This is a genomic window from Streptomyces sp. NPDC001480, assembly GCF_042894725.1.
GTDB lineage: Bacteria > Actinomycetota > Actinomycetes > Streptomycetales > Streptomycetaceae > Streptomyces.
Window position 1 is genome coordinate 362684 of the sequence record NZ_JBIAVX010000002.1, and the last position, 16694, is coordinate 379377.

Below are 16694 nucleotides of genomic sequence, written 5' to 3' on the forward strand. Positions count from 1 at the left end.
ACTCGACGGATGGACGGTTACGGGGGACGGCGGACCAAGGCCGAGCAGGACGCCTGGACCGTCGAGATCGGGTACGCGCTGGTCAGCGCGGTGTTCGTGGCGGCGCTCACGTTCGGGGCCGTCGGCGGGCCGGCGTTGCTCTTCGATCTGCCGCGCATGCTCTCGGCGGTGCTGCTGCGCGCCGGCGGCATTCTGGCGGCCGTCGCCTTCGTGGCCCGGGTGGTGGGCGTGCTGGTGAGCTTCCGGCAGCGGGCTCAGCCCAGCCAGCCCGGCCGCACCAGCCCCGACTCGTAGGCCAGGACGACCAGTTGGGCCCGGTCCCGGGCGCCCAGTTTGACCATCGTGCGGCTCACGTGGGTCTTCGCGGTGAGCGGGCTGACCACCAGGCGGCGGGCGATCTCCTCGTTGGACAGGCCGATGCCGACCAGCGCCATCACCTCCCGTTCCCGCTCGGTGAGCGCCGCGAGGGCGTCGGCGGCCGCGGGCTCCTTCGAGCGGGCCGCGAACTCGGCGATCAGCCGGCGGGTCACCCCGGGCGACAGCAGCGCGTCGCCGTCGACCACGGCCCGTACCGCGCGCAGGAGTTCGTCCGGCTCGGTGTCCTTGACCAGGAAGCCGGAGGCGCCCGAGCGGATCGCCTCGAAGACGTACTCGTCGAGTTCGAAGGTGGTGAGCATGACCACCTTGACGTCCTTCAGGCCCGGGTCGCCGGTGATGCGGCGGGTCGCGGCCAGGCCGTCCAGCAGCGGCATGCGGATGTCCATCAGGACGACGTCCGGGCGCAGTTCGCGCACCTTGGCGACGGCCTCCTCGCCGTCCGCCGCCTCCCCGGCGACCTGGATGTCCGGCTGCGCGTCGAGCAGCGCCCTGAAACCGGCCCGCACCAGCGACTGGTCGTCGGCGAGCAGTACCCGGATCACTGATCCTCCCTGGGGTGCAAAGGCAGTACGGCGAGCACCCGGAAGCCGCCGTCGGGGCGCGGGCCGGCCTCGATCGTGCCACCCAGCGCGGCGGCCCGCTCCCGCATTCCGGCCAGGCCGTTCCCACTGCCGCCCGCGTCCGCGCCGGTCGCCGGACCGTCGTCGTCGATCACGAGCCGCAGCGCGCCGCCCTCGTGGACGAGGCGCACGCGCGCGTGCCGTGAACCGGAGTGCCGCACGACGTTGGTGAGGGCTTCCTGGACGATGCGGAAGGCGGCCAGGTCCGCGCCCGGCGGCAGTCGCGGCGGTGCCCCCTCGACCTCGACGGTGAGGCCCGCGCTCGCCGCCTGTTGGACCAGTTCGGGCAGCCGGTCGAGGCCGGGCGCGGGAGCGCGCGGCGCGTCTCCGGGGGTGCGCAGAGTGTCGAGGACCTGGCGCACCTCGCCGAGCGCCTCCTTGCTGGCGTCCTTGATGGTGGTGAGCGCCACCCGCGCCTGCTCCGGGTCGCTGTCCAGGAGGGCGAGGCCGACGCCCGCCTGCACGTTGATGACGGAGATGCTGTGCGCGAGGACGTCGTGCAGTTCGCGGGCGATGCGCAGCCGCTCCTCGTCGGCGCGCCGCCGGGCCGCCTGGGCGCGGTCGGCACGCTCCCTGGCCCACTGCTCGCGCCGGACCCGGCCCAGCTCCGACAGCGCGACGACGGCCAGCACCCAGGTGGCGACGACGATCTCGGCACCGATGCTCGTACCCTTGTCGTGCGGCGGCGGCAGCCAGCGGTACAGCCAGAGCGCCACCAGGGCGTGCCCGGCCCACAGCAGCCCCAGCGACGTCCAGGCGGCCCGGCGGTGCCCGGTGACGACCGCGCTGAAGCAGCTCACGGCGACGGCCAGGAAGACCGGCCCGTACGGATATCCCGCGGCCAGGTAGACCAGGGCGGCCGTCGCGGTGCCGAACGCGACGAACACCGGGTGCCGCTTCCGCCACAGCAGCAGCCCCGAGGCCACGAGCAGCAGCACACGCCCGGAGACGTCCAGCGGCTCGCGGCCCGGCTGCTGGTGTGCGGTGAAATTGGAGCCGATCACCACGAAGGCGGTGATCAGCGCGGTGGAACGCCACGGCAGGCGCGGACGCCCCGCCTCGTTGTCGTCGAGCCCGTACCACCGGCGCCCGTGCCACCGTCGCGGCCCGTGCCACCGGCGTGACTCGGGCCACCGCCGTGACCGGTCCCCCCGTGCCGGCCGGTCCCCCCGCCGCGACCGGTTCCGGCGTCCGTACTGCTCTTCCATGACGGCCACGCTAGACGCGGGCGGACCCCGTCGGCGTCCGCCGGGCGAGGTGATCACACGTACTCCCCGGGAAGTACGGCGCCCCGCTCCACGGGGACCTACCTCAGCCCCACTCCGTGCGCCAGCCCGGTCACCGCGTGCCGGAAGAACGTCTCCCGGTCCTCGACCACCCGGTGGAACTGCCCGAACAGCTCGAACCCGACCAGTCCGAACAGCTGGGCCCAGGCCGCCACCAGCGCGGTGGCCGCCTCGGGGGGCAGGTCCGGGGCGAAGTCGGCGACCATGCGTTCGGCCTCGGGGCGCAGTTCGGCGGGGAGCGGCAGGTCGGCGAGGCCGGGGCCCTGGTGGGTGTCCCGGACGATGCCGATGAGCAGGAGGCCGACGCGGGAGGCGGCCCGGACGGTGGTCTCGGGGGCGGAGTAGCCGGGCACGGGCGAGCCGTAGATCAGCGCGTACTCGTGCGGGTGGGCCAGCGCCCAGCCGCGCACCGCCTCGCACACGGCCGTCCAGCGGGCCACGGGAGTTTCGGCGGAGGCGGAGTCGTGGGCCTTCTCCGCGGCCTCGCCGAGGGAGTCGTAGGCGTCGATGATGAGCGCGGTCAGCAGGTCGTCGCGGCTGGGGAAGTAGCGGTAGAGCGCGGAGGAGACCATGCCGAGTTCGCGGGCCACCGCGCGCAGCGAGAGCTTGGCCGCGCCCTCGGCGGCGAGCTGTCTGCGCGCCTCGTCCTTGATGGCCGCGGTGACTTCGATCCTGGCCCGCGCGCGGGCGCCCTGTGCAGTGCTCATGCTTCTCAGTGTGCCACGGAACGAGAGCACCGCACACAAAAGAGAGCACTGCTCTTGCTCCGGGTGCCGAACTCGTGCACACTCTTCTCAGGCGAGAGCACCGCTCTCCCGACAGTGAGAGCACCCGCTCTCCCATACACAGGGGGTCTCATGTCCACGCACGTCAAGAAGCCCGGCTGGTTCACCGTCAACGTCTTCAACCGCTTCGTCGCATGGCTGACCCGTCGCGGTGTCAGTGTGTGGGGCTCCCGGGTCCTGGCGGTCCGCGGCCGCAAGAGCGGCGAGTGGCGGACCACCCCGGTGAACCTGCTGACCGTGGACGGACAGCAGTATCTGCTCGCCCCGCGCGGCCACGTCCAGTGGACGCACAACATGCGCGCGGCCGGCGGCGGCGAACTGCGCCTGGGCCAGAACGTGGACGTGTTCACCGCGGTCGAGGTCGCCGACGAGGAGAAGGTCCCGCTGCTGCGCGCCTACCTCAAGCGCTGGAAGGCCGAGGTCGGCGTCTTCTTCGACGGAGTCGGCCCCGACTCCCCCGACGACGAGATGCGCCGCATCGCCCCCGACCACCCGGTCTTCAGGATCGCCGTCAAGAACTGACGGCGTCCCCGGCCGCGGAGGTCCGCCGGTCCATCGCGGTCAGGGCGCGCTGGGCCATCGGATGCGTGCGGACGAGCTCGCCCAGCGACGTGGAGCCCTGCGTGATCTCCTTGAAGGCCCGCCAGGCGGGCCGGAAGCCGGTGAGGGCCGCGTGGAACAGGCCGGGCCGGCGCTCGAAAGCGGTCAGCATCCGCTTGCCCACGCTCATCTCGACGCCGAGCCCCGCCTTGATCGCGAACGCGTAGTTCAGCGCCTGCCGGCGGGTGTCCACGGCGTCGTGCGCCTCGGCGATCCGGACCGCCCACTCCCCCGCGAGCCGCCCCGACCGCAGGGCGAAGGAGATGCCCTCCCGGGTCCACGGCTCCAGCAGTCCCGCCGCGTCCCCGCAGACCAGGACCCGGCCGCGCGATAGCGGGGAGTCGTCGGCGCGGCAGCGCGTCAGGTGCCCGGAGGAGATGCTCGGCTCGAAGCCGGCCAGCCCGAGGCGGGCGACGAAGTCCTCCAAGTACCGCTTGGTGGCCGCGCCTTCGCCGCGGGCCGAGATCACGCCGACCGTCAGTGTGTCGCCCTTGGGGAAGACCCAGCCGTAACTGCCGGGCATCGGCCCCCAGTCGATCAGGACCCGGCCCTGCCAGTCCTCGGCGACCGTCTCCGGCACCGGGATCTCCGCCTCCAGGCCGAGGTCGACCTGCTCCAGCTTCACCCCGACGTGCGCTCCTATGCGGCTGGCGCTGCCGTCGGCGCCGACCACCGCGCGCGCGAACAGGGTCTCTCCGCCCTGGAGGACGACGGCGACCGTACGGCGGTCCGGCACCGCCGAGCCGTGCTGCTCGACCCGCGTCACGGTGACACCGGTGCGCAGCTCGGCGCCGGCCTTCTGCGCGTGCTCGACCAGCTGCTGGTCGAACTCGGGCCGGTTGATCAGTCCGAACAGCATCTGCTTGGAGCGGCGGGTGCGTGTGAAACGCCCGTTGTTCGAGAAGGTGACCGCGTGGACCCGGTCGCGGAAGGGCAGCTCGAAGCCGGGCGGCAGCGCGTCGCGCGAGGGGCCGATGATGCCGCCTCCGCAGGTCTTGTAGCGCGGCAGCTCCGCCTTCTCGAGCAGCAGCACGCGCCGCCCCGCGACCGCCGCCGCGTAGGCGGCCGAGGCCCCCGCGGGTCCCGCGCCCACCACGACGACGTCCCACACCCGCTGCATGTCGTCCGTCGAAGAGTTCTCGCCGCTCACGATGGTCCGCTGCTCCGATCAAGCCGTCTGCCGCACCTGTCCCCCGCATCCTACGGCGGACGTCGCCGCAGGTTGCTGTGGGAGGATCGGTGCACTCACCGGTACAACGTCGCACCCACGAGGAGCGTGCCCATGTCGTCGAATCCGCTCGCCGAGACCGTCGCCGCCCTGATGCCCAGGGCCAAGGCGGAGCTCACCGAGCTGGTGGCCTTCAAGTCGGTCGCGGACTTCGGCCAGTTCCCCCGGAGCGAGAGCGAGGGCGCCGCGAACTGGGTCGCCGACGCGCTGCGCGCCGAGGGCTTCGAGGACGTCGCACTGCTCGACACCCCGGACGGCACTCAGTCGGTGTACGGGTACCTGCCGGGCCCGGAAGGTGCGAAAACGGTTCTGCTCTACGCCCACTACGACGTGCAGCCGCCGCTGGACGAGGCCGCCTGGACCACCCCGCCCTTCGAGCTGACCGAGCGCGACGGCCGCTGGTACGGCCGCGGGGCCGCCGACTGCAAGGGCGGCGTGATCATGCATCTGCTCGCGCTGCGCGCGCTGAAGGCGAACGGCGGCGTCCCGGTGCACGTCAAGGTGATCGCCGAGGGCTCGGAGGAGCAGGGCACGGGCGGTCTGGAGCGGTACGCCGAGCAGCACCCCGAGCTGCTGGCGGCGGACACGATCGTGATCGGCGACGCGGGCAACTTCCGCGTGGGCCTGCCGACCGTCACCACCACCCTGCGCGGCATGACCCTGGTCCGCGTGCGCATCGACACCCTCGAGGGCAACCTCCACTCGGGCCAGTTCGGCGGAGCCGCCCCGGACGCGCTGGCCGCGCTGATCCGCGTCCTGGACTCGCTGCGCGCCGAGGACGGCTCGACCACCGTCGACGGGCTCGAGCCCGAGACCCGCTGGGAGGGGCTTCAGTACGACGAAGGGCAGTTCCGTGCCGACGCCAAGGTGCTGGACGGGGTCGGCCTGATCGGTGACGGTACGGTCGCCGACCGGATCTGGGCCCGCCCGGCCGTGACCGTGCTCGGCATCGACTGCCCGCCGGTCGTCGGTGCCACCCCGTCCGTGCAGGCCAGCGCCCGCGCCCTGATCAGCCTGCGGGTGCCGCCGGGCGTGGACGCGGCCGAGGCGGGCAAGCTGCTCCAGGCCCACGTGGAGGCGCACACGCCGTGGGGTGCGCGGGTGCAGGTCGAGCAGGTCGGTCAGGGCCAGGCCTTCCGCGCCGACACCACCAGCCCGGCGTACCAGGCGATGGCCGACGCGATGGCGGTGGCCTATCCGGGCCAGGAGATGCAGTACGCCGGGCAGGGCGGCTCCATCCCGCTGTGCAACACCCTCGCCGCCCTCTACCCGCGGGCCGAGATCCTGCTCATCGGCCTGAGCGAGCCGGAGGCCCAGATCCACGCGGTCAACGAGAGCGTCTCCCCGGACGAGCTGGAGCGCCTGGCAGTGGCCGAGGCCCACTTCCTCACGCTGTACGCGGCGGGCTGAACCACCCCGCTCCACGACAGCGACGAGCCGACACCGAACGACACCGCAACGGCCGCTCCGGCATGACGATCACCGGAGCGGCCACGGCCCTCGCCCATAACCCGCCGGCCAGACGACGGCTCCCACCGCGACCGAGGCCCTGCACCGCCCGCGGTCGCCGAGGCGCACACGCTGTACGCGGCCGGCTGAACCGCTCTGCCCACGGCAGAGGAACCTCGCCCCTGGGCGGGGGCCCTGCCTACCGTCGGCGCATGGATGTCATCGAGCTGCTTCCCCGGCTGCACCTGCTGCGCTTCCCGGTCGGGCAGGCCTATCTCTGGTGCGACGACGACGAGTTGACGCTGCTCGACGCGGGGGTGGTGGGCTCCGGCCAAGTGATCGCGGACGCTGTGACGGCCCTCGGGCGGAAGCCGTCGGCCGTGCGGCGGATCGTGCTGACCCACTTCCACGAGGACCACGTGGGCGGGGCGGGTGAGTTCGCCGCGCTGAGCGGCGCCGAGGTGCTGGCGCACCGCCTGGACGCGCCGGTCGTCCGGGGCGAAGTACCCGGCCCGCCACCGGTGTACCAGGACTGGGAGCGGCCGGTCCACGCGGAAGCCCTGCGGAAGCTGCCGCCGGGCGAGCCCGTCCCGCCGGAGCACGTCATCGAACTGGACGACGGTGACGTCCTCGGCTTCGGCGGCGGCGCCCGCGTCGTGCACGCCCCCGGTCACACCCACGGCAGCATCGCCGTTCATCTCCCAGAGCACCGCGTGCTGTTCACGGGGGACGCGGTGGCCGCGGCGCCGGTCACCGGGGCGGTGATGCTGGGCGTCTTCAACGTCGACCGGGCCCGGGCCGTCGCGTCCTTCCACCGGCTGGCGGACCTCGACGCGGACCTGGCCTGTTTCGGCCATGGCGATCCGGTCCGCGGGCAGGCTTCGGCGGTCCTTCGCAAAGCGGCGGACGGATACGGGGTCCCGGGCTGACCATGGCGGCATGACCCTCGCCGCCCGCCTGGCCGCCCAGCGCGTAGCGGTTGCCGTGCTCCGGGTTGAGGCCGACCAGCCGCAGCAGCTCGCGCACCTCGTCCTTCGCTGCCGGGCCGTAACGGCCGTGGATCCGCAGCGGCGCGGCGACGATCTCGTGCACGGTGATCCGGGGGTCCAGGGAGGCGTAGGGGTCCTGGAAGACGACCTGCAACTCACGGCGCACGGGCCGCATTTGCCCTCTGCTCAGCTCGGTCGGTTCGCGGCCGCGGTAGCGGACCTGCCTTGAGGTGGCGCTCTCCAGGTTCAGCACGGTACGGGCGAGGGTGGTCTTCCCCGAGCCGGACTCCCCCACCAGGCCCAGGGTCTCGTTCTCGTACAGGTCGAAGGAGACCCCGCACACGGCGTGCACGTCTGAGACACGACGGCGGACGACCCCGCGGGACATCACGGGGAAGTGCTTGACCAGGTCGCGGACCTGAAGGACCGGTTGTCGATTCACCCTCGCTTTCCCCTCGGAACCTCCCTTGGCGGGCAAAGTCCACTGCTCTCAACCCCGTAACGGCAAAATTCGATCCAGAATGGCCAAATCACGTCTGTGACATGGCGTCAACCGATCGGGACACCGGCCTCCAGGTACAGGGCCGCGCCCCGCTCCCGCGCCCGCAACGCCCACCGCAGCCGCTCGTAGCGGACCGGTGGCAGCATGTCGGCGGCCTCCTGCTCGGTGACGAAGCGCCAGTCGCGCAGCTCGGGCCCCGGCAGCAGCAGCCGACCGGTCTCGGCGGAGTCCAGCCGCCCGCCGTCGAACAGGAACCGCAGGCCGCCGTAGCCGGGCGGCACGGGCCGCTCCCAGTCCACGACGAGCAACCGCGGTACGTCCTCCAGCCGTATCCCGGTCTCCTCGGCGACCTCGCGCACGCCGGCCCGGGCGGGCGCCTCGCCGGGCTCCACGACCCCGCCGGGGAACTCCCATCCGGCCTTGTAGGTGGGGTCGACCAGCAGCACCCGGTCCCGTTCGTCGAAGAGCAGGACGCCGGCGGCCAGCGTCTCGGCGGTGGGCTCCGGGGTCTGCACGATGTCGCAGACCGGCACCTCCCCGCCGCCGACGGCCTCGGCGAGCCGGGCGGCCGTCTCGTACGGGGTGAGGTCGCTGGTGTCGACCGGATGGGCGTCCGCCGCGAGCCACGAGGCCAGGGCGGTGCGGTAGGGCTCGATCTGGTCGTACGACCACTGCCGCACCCGCATCTCGCCGTCGGGGAGGTCCTGGGGTACGTCCCGCCCGGCTATTCGCTCACGCAGGATCGTTTCGGCCGGAGCGAGGAGGATGTGCCGTACAGCGATGCGGCGGGCGGCGAGGCCGCCGAAGATCTCGTCACGGTACTCCTGGCGCAGCAGGGTCATGGGCACCACGAGGGTGCCGCCGAGCTCGGCGAGCATCGCGGCGGCCGTGTCGATCACGAGCCGTCGCCAGATCGGCAGGTCCTGGAAGTCGCCGACCTCGGAGAGGCGCTTGGGCGGCAGCAGGTGCGTGAGCGCTCCGCCGATGACCTCGGGGTCGAAGAGCGTGCTGTGCGGGATCAGCTCGATCAGTTCCCGTGCGGTCGTGGTCTTCCCCGCACCGAAAGCGCCGTTGATCCAGACGACGGTCACGGACTCCCCCTCTTGTGTTGGCCCCCTGTGGCTTGCCCGCTCCACACTGCCACGGAAACCACCCCCAGGAGAGGGCACGCCCACGGCGGTGCCGCCGCCCCGGTGGCAGGGGCGCCGGCACCGCCTTCGACGGGCCGGCGCGCTACCGCTGGGCCGGCGTCTCGTCGTCGAGGGCGGGACCGTCCTCGCCGATGACGCCGTCGGCGGAATCGAGGGTGGCGGTCATGTGCGGGTCCCCGACGACCTCGTGGTGCGTCGCGTGGGACGGGGTGATGGCGGCCACGACGAATCCGGTGGCGAGGGAGGCGATGGCGAGCATGCTGCGCTTCTTCATGCCCGGATCAACTGCGTGAGCGGTCCGGGGTCACGCGGCTGTCGCCGAATCCCGTGGCCGGGTGATCGTTTCACCGCTATCGTCCGAGGCCACGGCCCGCCACGACCGCGGCGGCCCCCGACCCCGAAGGCGACTGTCATGACCGGCCCGCGACCGACGACGACCCTCTGGCGCCCCACCGGCCCCAAGGAGCTGGAGCTGGTCCGGGAACTGGACTGGCGGGCCTGGCCGCCCAGGCTGCCCGAGCAGCCGATCTTCTACCCGGTCCTCAACGAGGACTACGCGATCAGGATCGCCCGCGACTGGAACGTCAAGCACGACGGGGCCGGCTTCGTGACCCGCTTCGAGGTCGACTCCGGCTTCCTGAGCCGGTATCCGGTCCGCCAGGCGGGCGGCGAGACGATCCTGGAGCTCTGGGTGCCCGCCGAGGAACTGGACGAGTTCAACGCCCACATCGCCGGGCCGATCCAGGTGATCCACGAGTTCCACTGAGCCACCGCGAACGGCGCCGCGCGGCCGCCGGGGCGGACGTCGGCCACGCGGTGGACGGTGACCGCGCCCTCGGGGACCCCGACCGGATGCAACGGCCTGACGATCAGGTTCGGGCGTGCAGCGGTGACTCGGGCCGCGCGGTCCGGCCCTCGGGGCGGTGCATCGCCGCTCCCGGCCCGGAGCCCGGGTCGACGAGGCCCTGCCGCTCACGGGGTCCGTAGTGGTGCCGTCGCCCTCGCGGATGTCGCGCCTCCGTGAGCTGCCGTGGTTCACGGCCGCCGACGGCTGGGGCCGACGGACGGTGGCCGGCGGACCGTGGAGCGCGACAGGCAACGGCGAGAGCGCGGCGAAGGGCGCCGTCGCCCTCGGGGCGCGGGCGGTTTGAAGGCCGCCTCGGCCCGTGTGGCGGACGCGCGGCTCGGTTACCTGGGCCGTCGACCGGTTCCGCCCGGGATTGAACGTTCCTGCCCGGCCCGGTCACACCCCCGCCGCGGTCGCGTCCGGCCTCAGGGCCAGCGCGGCCGCGGCGGCGCCCACCAGGCCGGCGTCCGTGCCCATCTGCGCGGGCGTCACGGTGAGCCCCTGGGCGAAGGAGAGCGTGGCGTAGTCGGCTAGGGCCTTGCGGAGCGGCTCGAAGAGGATGTCGCCCGCCTTGCCGACGCCCCCGCCGATCACCGCGAGGTCGATCTCGACCAGGGTGGCGGTGGCGGCGATCCCGGCGGCCAGGGCCTGCGCGGCGCGTTCGAAGGACGCCACGGCGACCGGGTCACCGGCGCGGGCGGCGGCGGCCACAGCGGCGGCGGTGGTGTCGCCATCGGGACCCGGCCGCCAGCCGTTCTCCAGCGCGCGCCGGGCGATGTTCGGGCCGCTCGCGATCCGCTCCACGCAGCCGCGCGAGCCGCAGGGGCACAGGTCGCCGTCGAGGTCGACGCTGATGTGGCCTATGTGACCCGCGTTGCCCGTCGGGCCGGGGTGCAGCCGCCCGTTGAGGATCAGACCGCCGCCGACCCCGGTCGAGACGACCATGCACAGGGCGTTGTCGTGGCCCCGGGCGGCGCCCTGCCAGTGCTCGGCGGCGGCGATCGCCACCCCGTCGCCGATCAGTTCCACCGGCAGACCCCCGGTGACCGCGCGCACCCGGTCGACCAGCGGGAAGTCACGCCAGCCCGGCACGTTCACCGGACTCACCGTGCCGGTGGCGGCGTTCACCGGGCCGGCGCTGCCGATGCCGACGGCGCCCGCGCGGGCCCACAGGGGCGAGCCGGTCAGATCGCCGAGCACCTCCGCCACGGCCCGCATGATGGTGTCGCCGTCCTCCTGCGCGGGCGTCGCGCGCTGCGCTCGCACCAGGATTGAGCCGTGGGCGTCCACCAGCGCTCCGGCGATCTTGGTGCCGCCGATGTCGAGCGCGGCCACGAGGTCGGTGTGCATCAGTGTGATATCTCCCCGTCAACCAGGTTAAAAGGGCTGGCCGGTCGCGGTGGGGGCGCGGGCCGGAGATTGCGGTGGACAGTCTCTCGCGGGCATGACAACGTTGTCCAGGCTCTATGCTCGACGCCACATCCTCATACAAACCGATGAGCGACGCATTACCCCCTGGACAACAAGGCCGACAGGACAGGACAGCGCATCGTGCCCGAGACCATCCGCCGAGCAGACCGCCTCCCCGGAAGCCGCTACGGCAACCGTCCGACCATGAAGGACGTGGCCGCACGGGCCGGCGTCGGCCTGAAGACGGTCTCCCGCGTGGTCAACGGCGAGCCGGGCGTCACCCCGGACACGGAACGCCGGGTCCAGGAGGCCATCGAGGCGCTGGGCTTCCGCCGCAACGACAGCGCCCGGGTGCTGCGCAAGGGCCGCACCGCGAGCATCGGCCTGGTCCTGGAGGACCTCGCCGACCCGTTCTACGGTCCCCTCAGCCGCGCGGTGGAGGAGGTGGCCAGGGCGCACGGCGCCCTGCTGATCAACGGCTCCAGCGCGGAGGACCCGGAGCGCGAGCAGGAGTTGGCGCTGGCGTTGTGCGCGCGGCGCGTGGACGGGCTGGTGATCATCCCGGCCGGGGACGACCACCGGTATCTGGAACCGGAGGTCAAGGCCGGCGTCGCGACCGTGTTCGTGGACCGTCCGGCCGGGAAGATCGACGCCGACGTGGTGCTGTCCGACAACTTCGGTGGCGCCCGCTCCGGCGTCGCCCATCTCATCGCCCACGGCCACCGCCGGATCGGGTTCATCGGCGACATGCCCCGCATCCACACCGCGGCCGAGCGGCTGCGCGGCTACCGGGCGGCCATGGAGGACGCGGGGATACCCGTGGCGGAGTCCTGGATGTCCCTGGGCGTCACCGATCCGCGGCGGGTGCGCCGGGCGGCCGAGGAGATGCTCTCCGGGCCCTCCCCCGTCACGGCCGTCCTCGCGGGCAACAACCGGGTGACGGTGACCGTGATCCGCGTCCTCGCCGAGCACCGCCGCCGCGTGGCCCTCGTCGGCTTCGACGACTTCGAGCTCGCCGACCTGCTCCAGCCGGGCGTCACGGTGGTCGCCCAGGACGCGGCCGCCCTCGGCCGTACCGCCGCCGAACGCCTCTTCCGCCAGCTGGACGGCACCCTCGTCGCCCCGGAGCGCATCGAGCTGCCGACCCGGCTGATCACCCGCGGCTCGGGCGAGCTGCCACCGGCGGACTGAGCCGCCCATGAGAGGCCGCACGCTGGAGGAGCTCGGGCTCGCCGAGGTGCCGCGCGAGAACCCGCTGAGCTATCCGGGCGCCCGGCCCGTCGGCTCCGGGCTGCTGCTCGGAGACCGGATGCTGCCGCTGGACCGGCTGGTGCACGAGGACCGGACGCCGGTCGTGGCGGTCGGCTCCAACGCCTGCCCCGGCCAACTGCGCCACAAGCTCACCGAGTTCGGGATCACCTCGGCGCTGCCGATGGTGCACGCGTGGGTGCGGGGCCTCGACGTGGGCGTCTCCGCGCACGTCAGCCGCATGGGCTATGTGTCCGCCTCGCCCGTGGGCGCGCCCGGGGTGTCGCGGGAGTTGTTCGTCATCTGGCCGGACGCGGAACAACTGGCCGTGATCGACGCCAGTGAGCTCAACTTCGACCGTGCCTGGCTGCCCGCGCCGGACGTGCGGATCGAGCTGGCCGACGGCTCGACGCTGCCCGGCGCGTACGCGTACGTCAACCGGCACGGGGTCCTGCACAACGGCGACGGCGCGCCCCGCGCGCACCCGGGGCAGCGGGCCCTGATCGGCGAACTGCTGGCGCGGTCGGCCGAGTTGCGGGAGCTGTTCGGGATCACGCCCGAGCAGTTCTGCGCGCGGGCGCGCGCCGACGTCGAGCTGTGCGCGCGGGGCACGAGGTTGTTCGCCGAGCGGAAGTGGGTGACGGCGTCCGGGCTGGAGGCGTACGTCGCCTGAGGCGTACGCCATCTGAGGCGGGCGGTCCTCGGGCCCGCTATTCGGCCGACGCCGTGAGCTCACCGCGCCGTGGCGCCGCGAAGCCCTCCAGGCCGGCCCGGGTCAGTCCGCTCAGCCGGGCCACCTCGGCGGGGTCGAGGGCGCCGCAGTCCAGGCCGCGCAGCAGATAGCCGCTGAGGGCCTTGGCGGTGGCGGGTTCGTCCATGACGTCGCCGCCCGTCCGGTCGGCGTACCGGGCGAGCCGGGCCGCCGCCTGTTCGAAGCCCTCCCGGTAGAAGGCGAAGACGGCCGCGTAGCGGGTGGGCAGGTGGCCGGGGTGCATGTCCCAGCCCTGGTAGTAGGCGCGGGCCAGGGCGCGGCGGGTGAGGCCGTAGTGCAGCCGCCAGGCGTCGTGGACCTTCTCGGTGGGGCCGACCGGGAGGACGTTCGTCGAGCCGTCGGAGAGGCGTACGCCGGTGCCGGCCGCCGCGACCTGCATGACCGCCTTGGCGTGGTCGGCGGCGGGGTGGTCGGGCGCCTGGTGGGCGGCCGAGACGCCGAGACAGGCGCTGTAGTCGAAGGTGCCGTAGTGCAGTCCGGTGGCGCGGCCCTCGGCGGCCTGGATCATGCGGGCGACGGTGGCCGTGCCGTCGGTGGCGAGAACGGCCTGGCTGGTCTCGATCTGGATCTCGAAGCCGATCCGGCCCGGCTCCAGGCCGTACGTCTCCTCGAAGGCCTCAAGGAGGCGGACCATGGCGGTGACCTGCTCGGCGTACGTCACCTTGGGCAGTGTCAGCACGAGCCCGCCGGGCAGACCGCCGGCCTCCATCAGGCCGGTGAGGAAGATGTCGAGGGTGCGGATGCCCCGGTCGCGCACCGGCGCCTCCATGCACTTCATGCGGATGCCCATACAGGGGGCGGCGGTCCCCTTCTCGTACGCCTCGGCGATCAGGCGGGCCGCGCGGGCCGCCGCCTCGTCCTCCTCCGCGTCGGGGCGGCGGCCGTAGCCGTCCTCGAAGTCGACGCGCAGGTCTTCGACCGGCTCGCGCTCCAGCTTGGCGCGGACCCGGGAGTGGACCGGCTCGGCGAGGTCGTCGCCGAGGCCGAGGACGGCGGCGAAGGAGGCGGCGTCCGGGGCGTGTTCGTCCAGGGCGGCGAGGGCCTGGTCGCCCCAGGAGCGGATGGTGCCGGCAGCGAAGACGTCGCCGGGGACGTACACGGTGTGCACGGGCTGGCGGGTGCCGGGGTCGCCGGGGTAGCGGCGCTCCAGTTCCGCGTCGACCGGGGCGAGGGAGGCGCTGATCTCCTCGCTGACGGCGCCCGCGAGGCTCGTCGACACCTTCTCCTGCCGGCCCTGGCCCATTCCACACCTTCCAACAGATTTTCCGCTTTACGGAATCAACAATCCGTAGAACGAAGTTATCCGTGTGGCTTCCCGCTGGTCAACACCCCGTCCACAGCCCGAGCCGCCGTGTTCACTCCCCGTGCCAAGAACCTCTGGGCCCTCTTTCGCGCAACGGTTCGCACCTTCATCCTGATCCGTCGGGAGGGAATCACATGCCGGAGACCACCAGAATGACCCGCCGCACGGGCCTGAGAACGGCGCTGGCCACCGCGATCACCGTGCCCCTGCTCGGCACGGTGACGGCCCCGGCCGCCACATCGGCCCCCACGGTCGAACCGACCCCCGCGGCGGAACCGGCCGCCGCCGGACCGGCCGGCCGCCGCCTGGGCGTCATGACGTTCAACCTGCGCTTCGCGAGCACCACCGAACCCAACAGCTGGGCCGTCCGCCGCCCGGTGATGCGGGCGCTGTTGCGCCACGAGGCGCCCGACGTCCTCGGCACCCAGGAGGGCCTCTACCAGCAACTGCGCGACATCCACACCGACCTCGGGCCGACTTACGACTGGATCGGCACCGGCCGTGAGGGCGGCAGCCACGACGAGGCCGTGGCGGTCTTCTACAACACCCGACGCCTGGCTCCGGTGGAGCACGACACCTTCTGGCTCTCCGACACGCCGAAGGTGATCGGTTCGAACACCTGGGGCGCCGCACTCCCCCGCATCGCCACGTGGATCCGGTTCCGCGATCTGCGCGACGACGGACGCGAGTTCCACCTCCTCAACACCCACCTCGACCACCGCGTCCAGTACGCCCGCGAGCGTGCCGCGGCGCTCATCGGCCGTCGGATCGCGGAACTCGGTCCCTCCCAGCCGTTCCTCGTGACCGGCGACTTCAACTCGGCGGCCCACGACAACCCGGTCTACGACACCCTGCTGGACGCCGGACTCGTCGACACCTGGGACACGGCGGCCGGGCGGAGCAAGCTGTACGCGACCTTCCACGGCTACCAGCCGCTCGTCGCGGACGGCGACCGCATCGACTGGATCCTGGCCACCCCGGGCGTCACGACGCACCGGGCCACGGTCAACACCTACGCGCAGGACGGCCAGTTCCCGAGCGACCACCTGCCCGTGCAGGCGTCCGTGACCCTGGGATGAGCCGAGGCCCCCGTGACCGGTGCGGTCACGGGGGCCTCGGTCAGCCCGGTGGCGATCAGCCCTTGCGAGCCTTGATCTCCTCGGTGAGCTGCGGGACCACGTCGAACAGGTCGCCCACGACGCCGTAGTCGACCAGGTCGAAGATCGGGGCCTCGGCGTCCTTGTTGACGGCCACGATCGTCTTCGAGGTCTGCATGCCGGCGCGGTGCTGGATGGCGCCGGAGATGCCGTTGGCGATGTACAGCTGCGGCGAGACCGACTTGCCGGTCTGGCCGACCTGGTTGGTGTGCGGGTACCAGCCGGCGTCCACCGCGGCACGCGAGGCACCGACGGCCGCGCCGAGGGAGTCGGCGAGCGCCTCGATGATCGAGAAGTTCTCAGCGCCGTTGACGCCACGGCCGCCGGAGACCACGATCGCGGCCTCGGTCAGCTCCGGACGGCCCGTCGACTCACGGGCGGTGCGGCCGGTGATCTTCGTGCCGGTCGCCTTCTCGGAGAAGGACACGGACAGGGCCTCGACCGCACCGGCGGCGGGGGCGGCCTCGACGGCGGCCGAGTTCGGCTTGACCGTGATGACCGGGGTGCCCTTGATGACACGGGACTTGGTGGTGAAGGACGCGGCGAACACCGACTGGGTGGCCACCGGGCCCTCGTCGCCGGCCTCGAGGTCGACGGCGTCGGTGATGATGCCCGAGCCGATGCGCAGCGCCAGACGGGCGGCGACCTCCTTGCCCTCGGCGGAGGACGGGACCAGCACGGCGGCCGGGGAGACGGCCTCGACGGCGGCCTGGAGCGCGTCCACCTTCGGGACGACCAGGTACTCGGCGTACTCCGAGGCGTCGTGGGTGAGGACCTTCACCGCGCCGTGCTCGGCGAGGGTGGCGGCGGTGTCGGCGGCGCCGTTGCCCAGCGCGACGGCCACGGGCTCGCCGATGCGGCGGGCCAGCGTCAGCAGCTCCAGGGTCGGCTTGCGGACGGCACCGTCCACGTGGTCGACGTAGACGAGGACTTCAGCCATGGGATTGCTCTCCTGCGAAACGAAGTTGA

At 72.9% G+C, this 16694-nt stretch carries 18 protein-coding genes and 1 pseudogene; 9 read left to right on the forward strand and 10 right to left on the reverse strand.

Annotated features, from left to right (window positions below; genetic code table 11):
- Positions 1-9: 9 nt before the first annotated feature.
- Positions 10-294 carry a DUF6332 family protein gene (locus ACFY01_RS05550; RefSeq protein ID WP_390734342.1) on the forward strand — a complete coding sequence of 95 codons (285 nt, stop codon included), beginning with the start codon at positions 10-12 and terminating at the stop codon, positions 292-294.
- On the opposite strand, the gene ACFY01_RS05555 is transcribed toward ACFY01_RS05550, so the two are convergent.
- From ACFY01_RS05555 to ACFY01_RS05565, 3 genes are all read right to left on the reverse strand, one after another.
- Entirely contained in the window at positions 255-920 is a 666-nt protein-coding gene (locus tag ACFY01_RS05555; RefSeq protein WP_390734343.1) for a response regulator, read from the reverse strand. The genes ACFY01_RS05550 and ACFY01_RS05555 overlap by 40 nt on opposite strands.
- Positions 917-2206 carry a sensor histidine kinase gene (locus ACFY01_RS05560; protein WP_390734344.1) on the reverse strand — a complete coding sequence of 430 codons (1290 nt, stop codon included), beginning with the start codon at positions 2204-2206 and terminating at the stop codon, positions 917-919. The genes ACFY01_RS05555 and ACFY01_RS05560 overlap by 4 nt, the downstream gene beginning before the upstream one ends.
- 98 nt (positions 2207-2304) lie before the next feature.
- Complete coding sequence (locus ACFY01_RS05565) at positions 2305-2991, reverse strand: TetR/AcrR family transcriptional regulator (protein WP_390734345.1); 687 nt, start codon at positions 2989-2991, stop codon at positions 2305-2307.
- A gap of 150 nt (positions 2992-3141) precedes the next feature.
- Between ACFY01_RS05565 and ACFY01_RS05570 the strand changes: the two genes are divergently transcribed.
- The gene (locus ACFY01_RS05570) at positions 3142-3591 is read left to right on the forward strand and encodes a nitroreductase family deazaflavin-dependent oxidoreductase (protein ID WP_390734346.1); all 450 of its coding nucleotides are present in this window, start codon (positions 3142-3144) and stop codon (positions 3589-3591) included.
- On the opposite strand, the gene ACFY01_RS05575 is transcribed toward ACFY01_RS05570, so the two are convergent.
- Positions 3581-4819 carry a geranylgeranyl reductase family protein gene (locus ACFY01_RS05575; RefSeq protein WP_390734347.1) on the reverse strand — a complete coding sequence of 413 codons (1239 nt, stop codon included), beginning with the start codon at positions 4817-4819 and terminating at the stop codon, positions 3581-3583. The genes ACFY01_RS05570 and ACFY01_RS05575 overlap by 11 nt on opposite strands.
- Positions 4820-4951: 132 nt before the next feature.
- Here ACFY01_RS05575 and ACFY01_RS05580 point away from each other — a divergent pair, with 132 nt between their 5' ends.
- Both ACFY01_RS05580 and ACFY01_RS05585 read left to right on the forward strand, forming a co-directional pair.
- On the forward strand, positions 4952-6307 hold the full coding sequence (locus tag ACFY01_RS05580) for a dipeptidase (RefSeq protein ID WP_390734348.1): 1356 nt from the start codon (positions 4952-4954) through the stop codon (positions 6305-6307).
- Positions 6308-6558: 251 nt separating this feature from the next.
- Complete coding sequence (locus ACFY01_RS05585) at positions 6559-7275, forward strand: MBL fold metallo-hydrolase (RefSeq protein WP_390734349.1); 717 nt, start codon at positions 6559-6561, stop codon at positions 7273-7275.
- A gap of 109 nt (positions 7276-7384) precedes the next feature.
- On the opposite strand, the pseudogene ACFY01_RS05590 reads toward ACFY01_RS05585, so the two are convergent.
- From ACFY01_RS05590 to ACFY01_RS05600, 3 genes and pseudogenes are all read right to left on the reverse strand, one after another.
- Positions 7385-7723, reverse strand: a pseudogene (locus tag ACFY01_RS05590) (ATP-binding cassette domain-containing protein); the annotation flags it as partial.
- Positions 7724-7884: 161 nt separating this feature from the next.
- A complete protein-coding gene (locus ACFY01_RS05595; protein WP_390734350.1) occupies positions 7885-8928 on the reverse strand; it encodes an NUDIX domain-containing protein in 1044 nt (347 codons plus the stop codon).
- Between the two features lie 142 nt (positions 8929-9070).
- Positions 9071-9262, reverse strand: coding sequence for a hypothetical protein (locus tag ACFY01_RS05600; protein ID WP_390734351.1), 192 nt, complete (start codon positions 9260-9262; stop codon positions 9071-9073).
- Positions 9263-9400: 138 nt separating this feature from the next.
- On the opposite strand from ACFY01_RS05600, the gene ACFY01_RS05605 reads away from it, so the two are divergent.
- Both ACFY01_RS05605 and ACFY01_RS05610 read left to right on the forward strand, forming a co-directional pair.
- Positions 9401-9754 (forward strand): hypothetical protein, encoded by a 354-nt coding sequence (locus ACFY01_RS05605; protein ID WP_390734352.1) that lies wholly within the window; start codon positions 9401-9403, stop codon positions 9752-9754.
- Between the two features lie 241 nt (positions 9755-9995).
- The gene (locus ACFY01_RS05610) at positions 9996-10139 is read left to right on the forward strand and encodes a hypothetical protein (RefSeq protein ID WP_390734353.1); all 144 of its coding nucleotides are present in this window, start codon (positions 9996-9998) and stop codon (positions 10137-10139) included.
- A gap of 92 nt (positions 10140-10231) precedes the next feature.
- On the opposite strand, the gene ACFY01_RS05615 is transcribed toward ACFY01_RS05610, so the two are convergent.
- On the reverse strand, positions 10232-11185 hold the full coding sequence (locus ACFY01_RS05615; protein ID WP_390734354.1) for an ROK family protein: 954 nt from the start codon (positions 11183-11185) through the stop codon (positions 10232-10234).
- 201 nt (positions 11186-11386) lie between these two features.
- Between ACFY01_RS05615 and ACFY01_RS05620 the strand changes: the two genes are divergently transcribed.
- Both ACFY01_RS05620 and ACFY01_RS05625 read left to right on the forward strand, forming a co-directional pair.
- Positions 11387-12436: a LacI family DNA-binding transcriptional regulator gene (locus ACFY01_RS05620; RefSeq protein ID WP_390734355.1), complete on the forward strand. Its 1050-nt coding sequence runs from the start codon at positions 11387-11389 to the stop codon at positions 12434-12436.
- Positions 12437-12443: 7 nt separating this feature from the next.
- Positions 12444-13166 carry a hypothetical protein gene (locus ACFY01_RS05625; RefSeq protein WP_390734356.1) on the forward strand — a complete coding sequence of 241 codons (723 nt, stop codon included), beginning with the start codon at positions 12444-12446 and terminating at the stop codon, positions 13164-13166.
- 37 nt (positions 13167-13203) lie between these two features.
- On the opposite strand, the gene ACFY01_RS05630 is transcribed toward ACFY01_RS05625, so the two are convergent.
- Positions 13204-14508: a DUF6986 family protein gene (locus ACFY01_RS05630; RefSeq protein ID WP_390734357.1), complete on the reverse strand. Its 1305-nt coding sequence runs from the start codon at positions 14506-14508 to the stop codon at positions 13204-13206.
- 194 nt (positions 14509-14702) lie between these two features.
- On the opposite strand from ACFY01_RS05630, the gene ACFY01_RS05635 reads away from it, so the two are divergent.
- Positions 14703-15647 (forward strand): endonuclease/exonuclease/phosphatase family protein, encoded by a 945-nt coding sequence (locus ACFY01_RS05635; RefSeq protein ID WP_390734358.1) that lies wholly within the window; start codon positions 14703-14705, stop codon positions 15645-15647.
- A gap of 55 nt (positions 15648-15702) precedes the next feature.
- Here ACFY01_RS05635 and ACFY01_RS05640 read toward each other — a convergent pair whose 3' ends face one another.
- Complete coding sequence (locus ACFY01_RS05640; protein ID WP_390734359.1) at positions 15703-16665, reverse strand: electron transfer flavoprotein subunit alpha/FixB family protein; 963 nt, start codon at positions 16663-16665, stop codon at positions 15703-15705.
- Between the last annotated feature and the right edge of the window lie 29 nt (positions 16666-16694).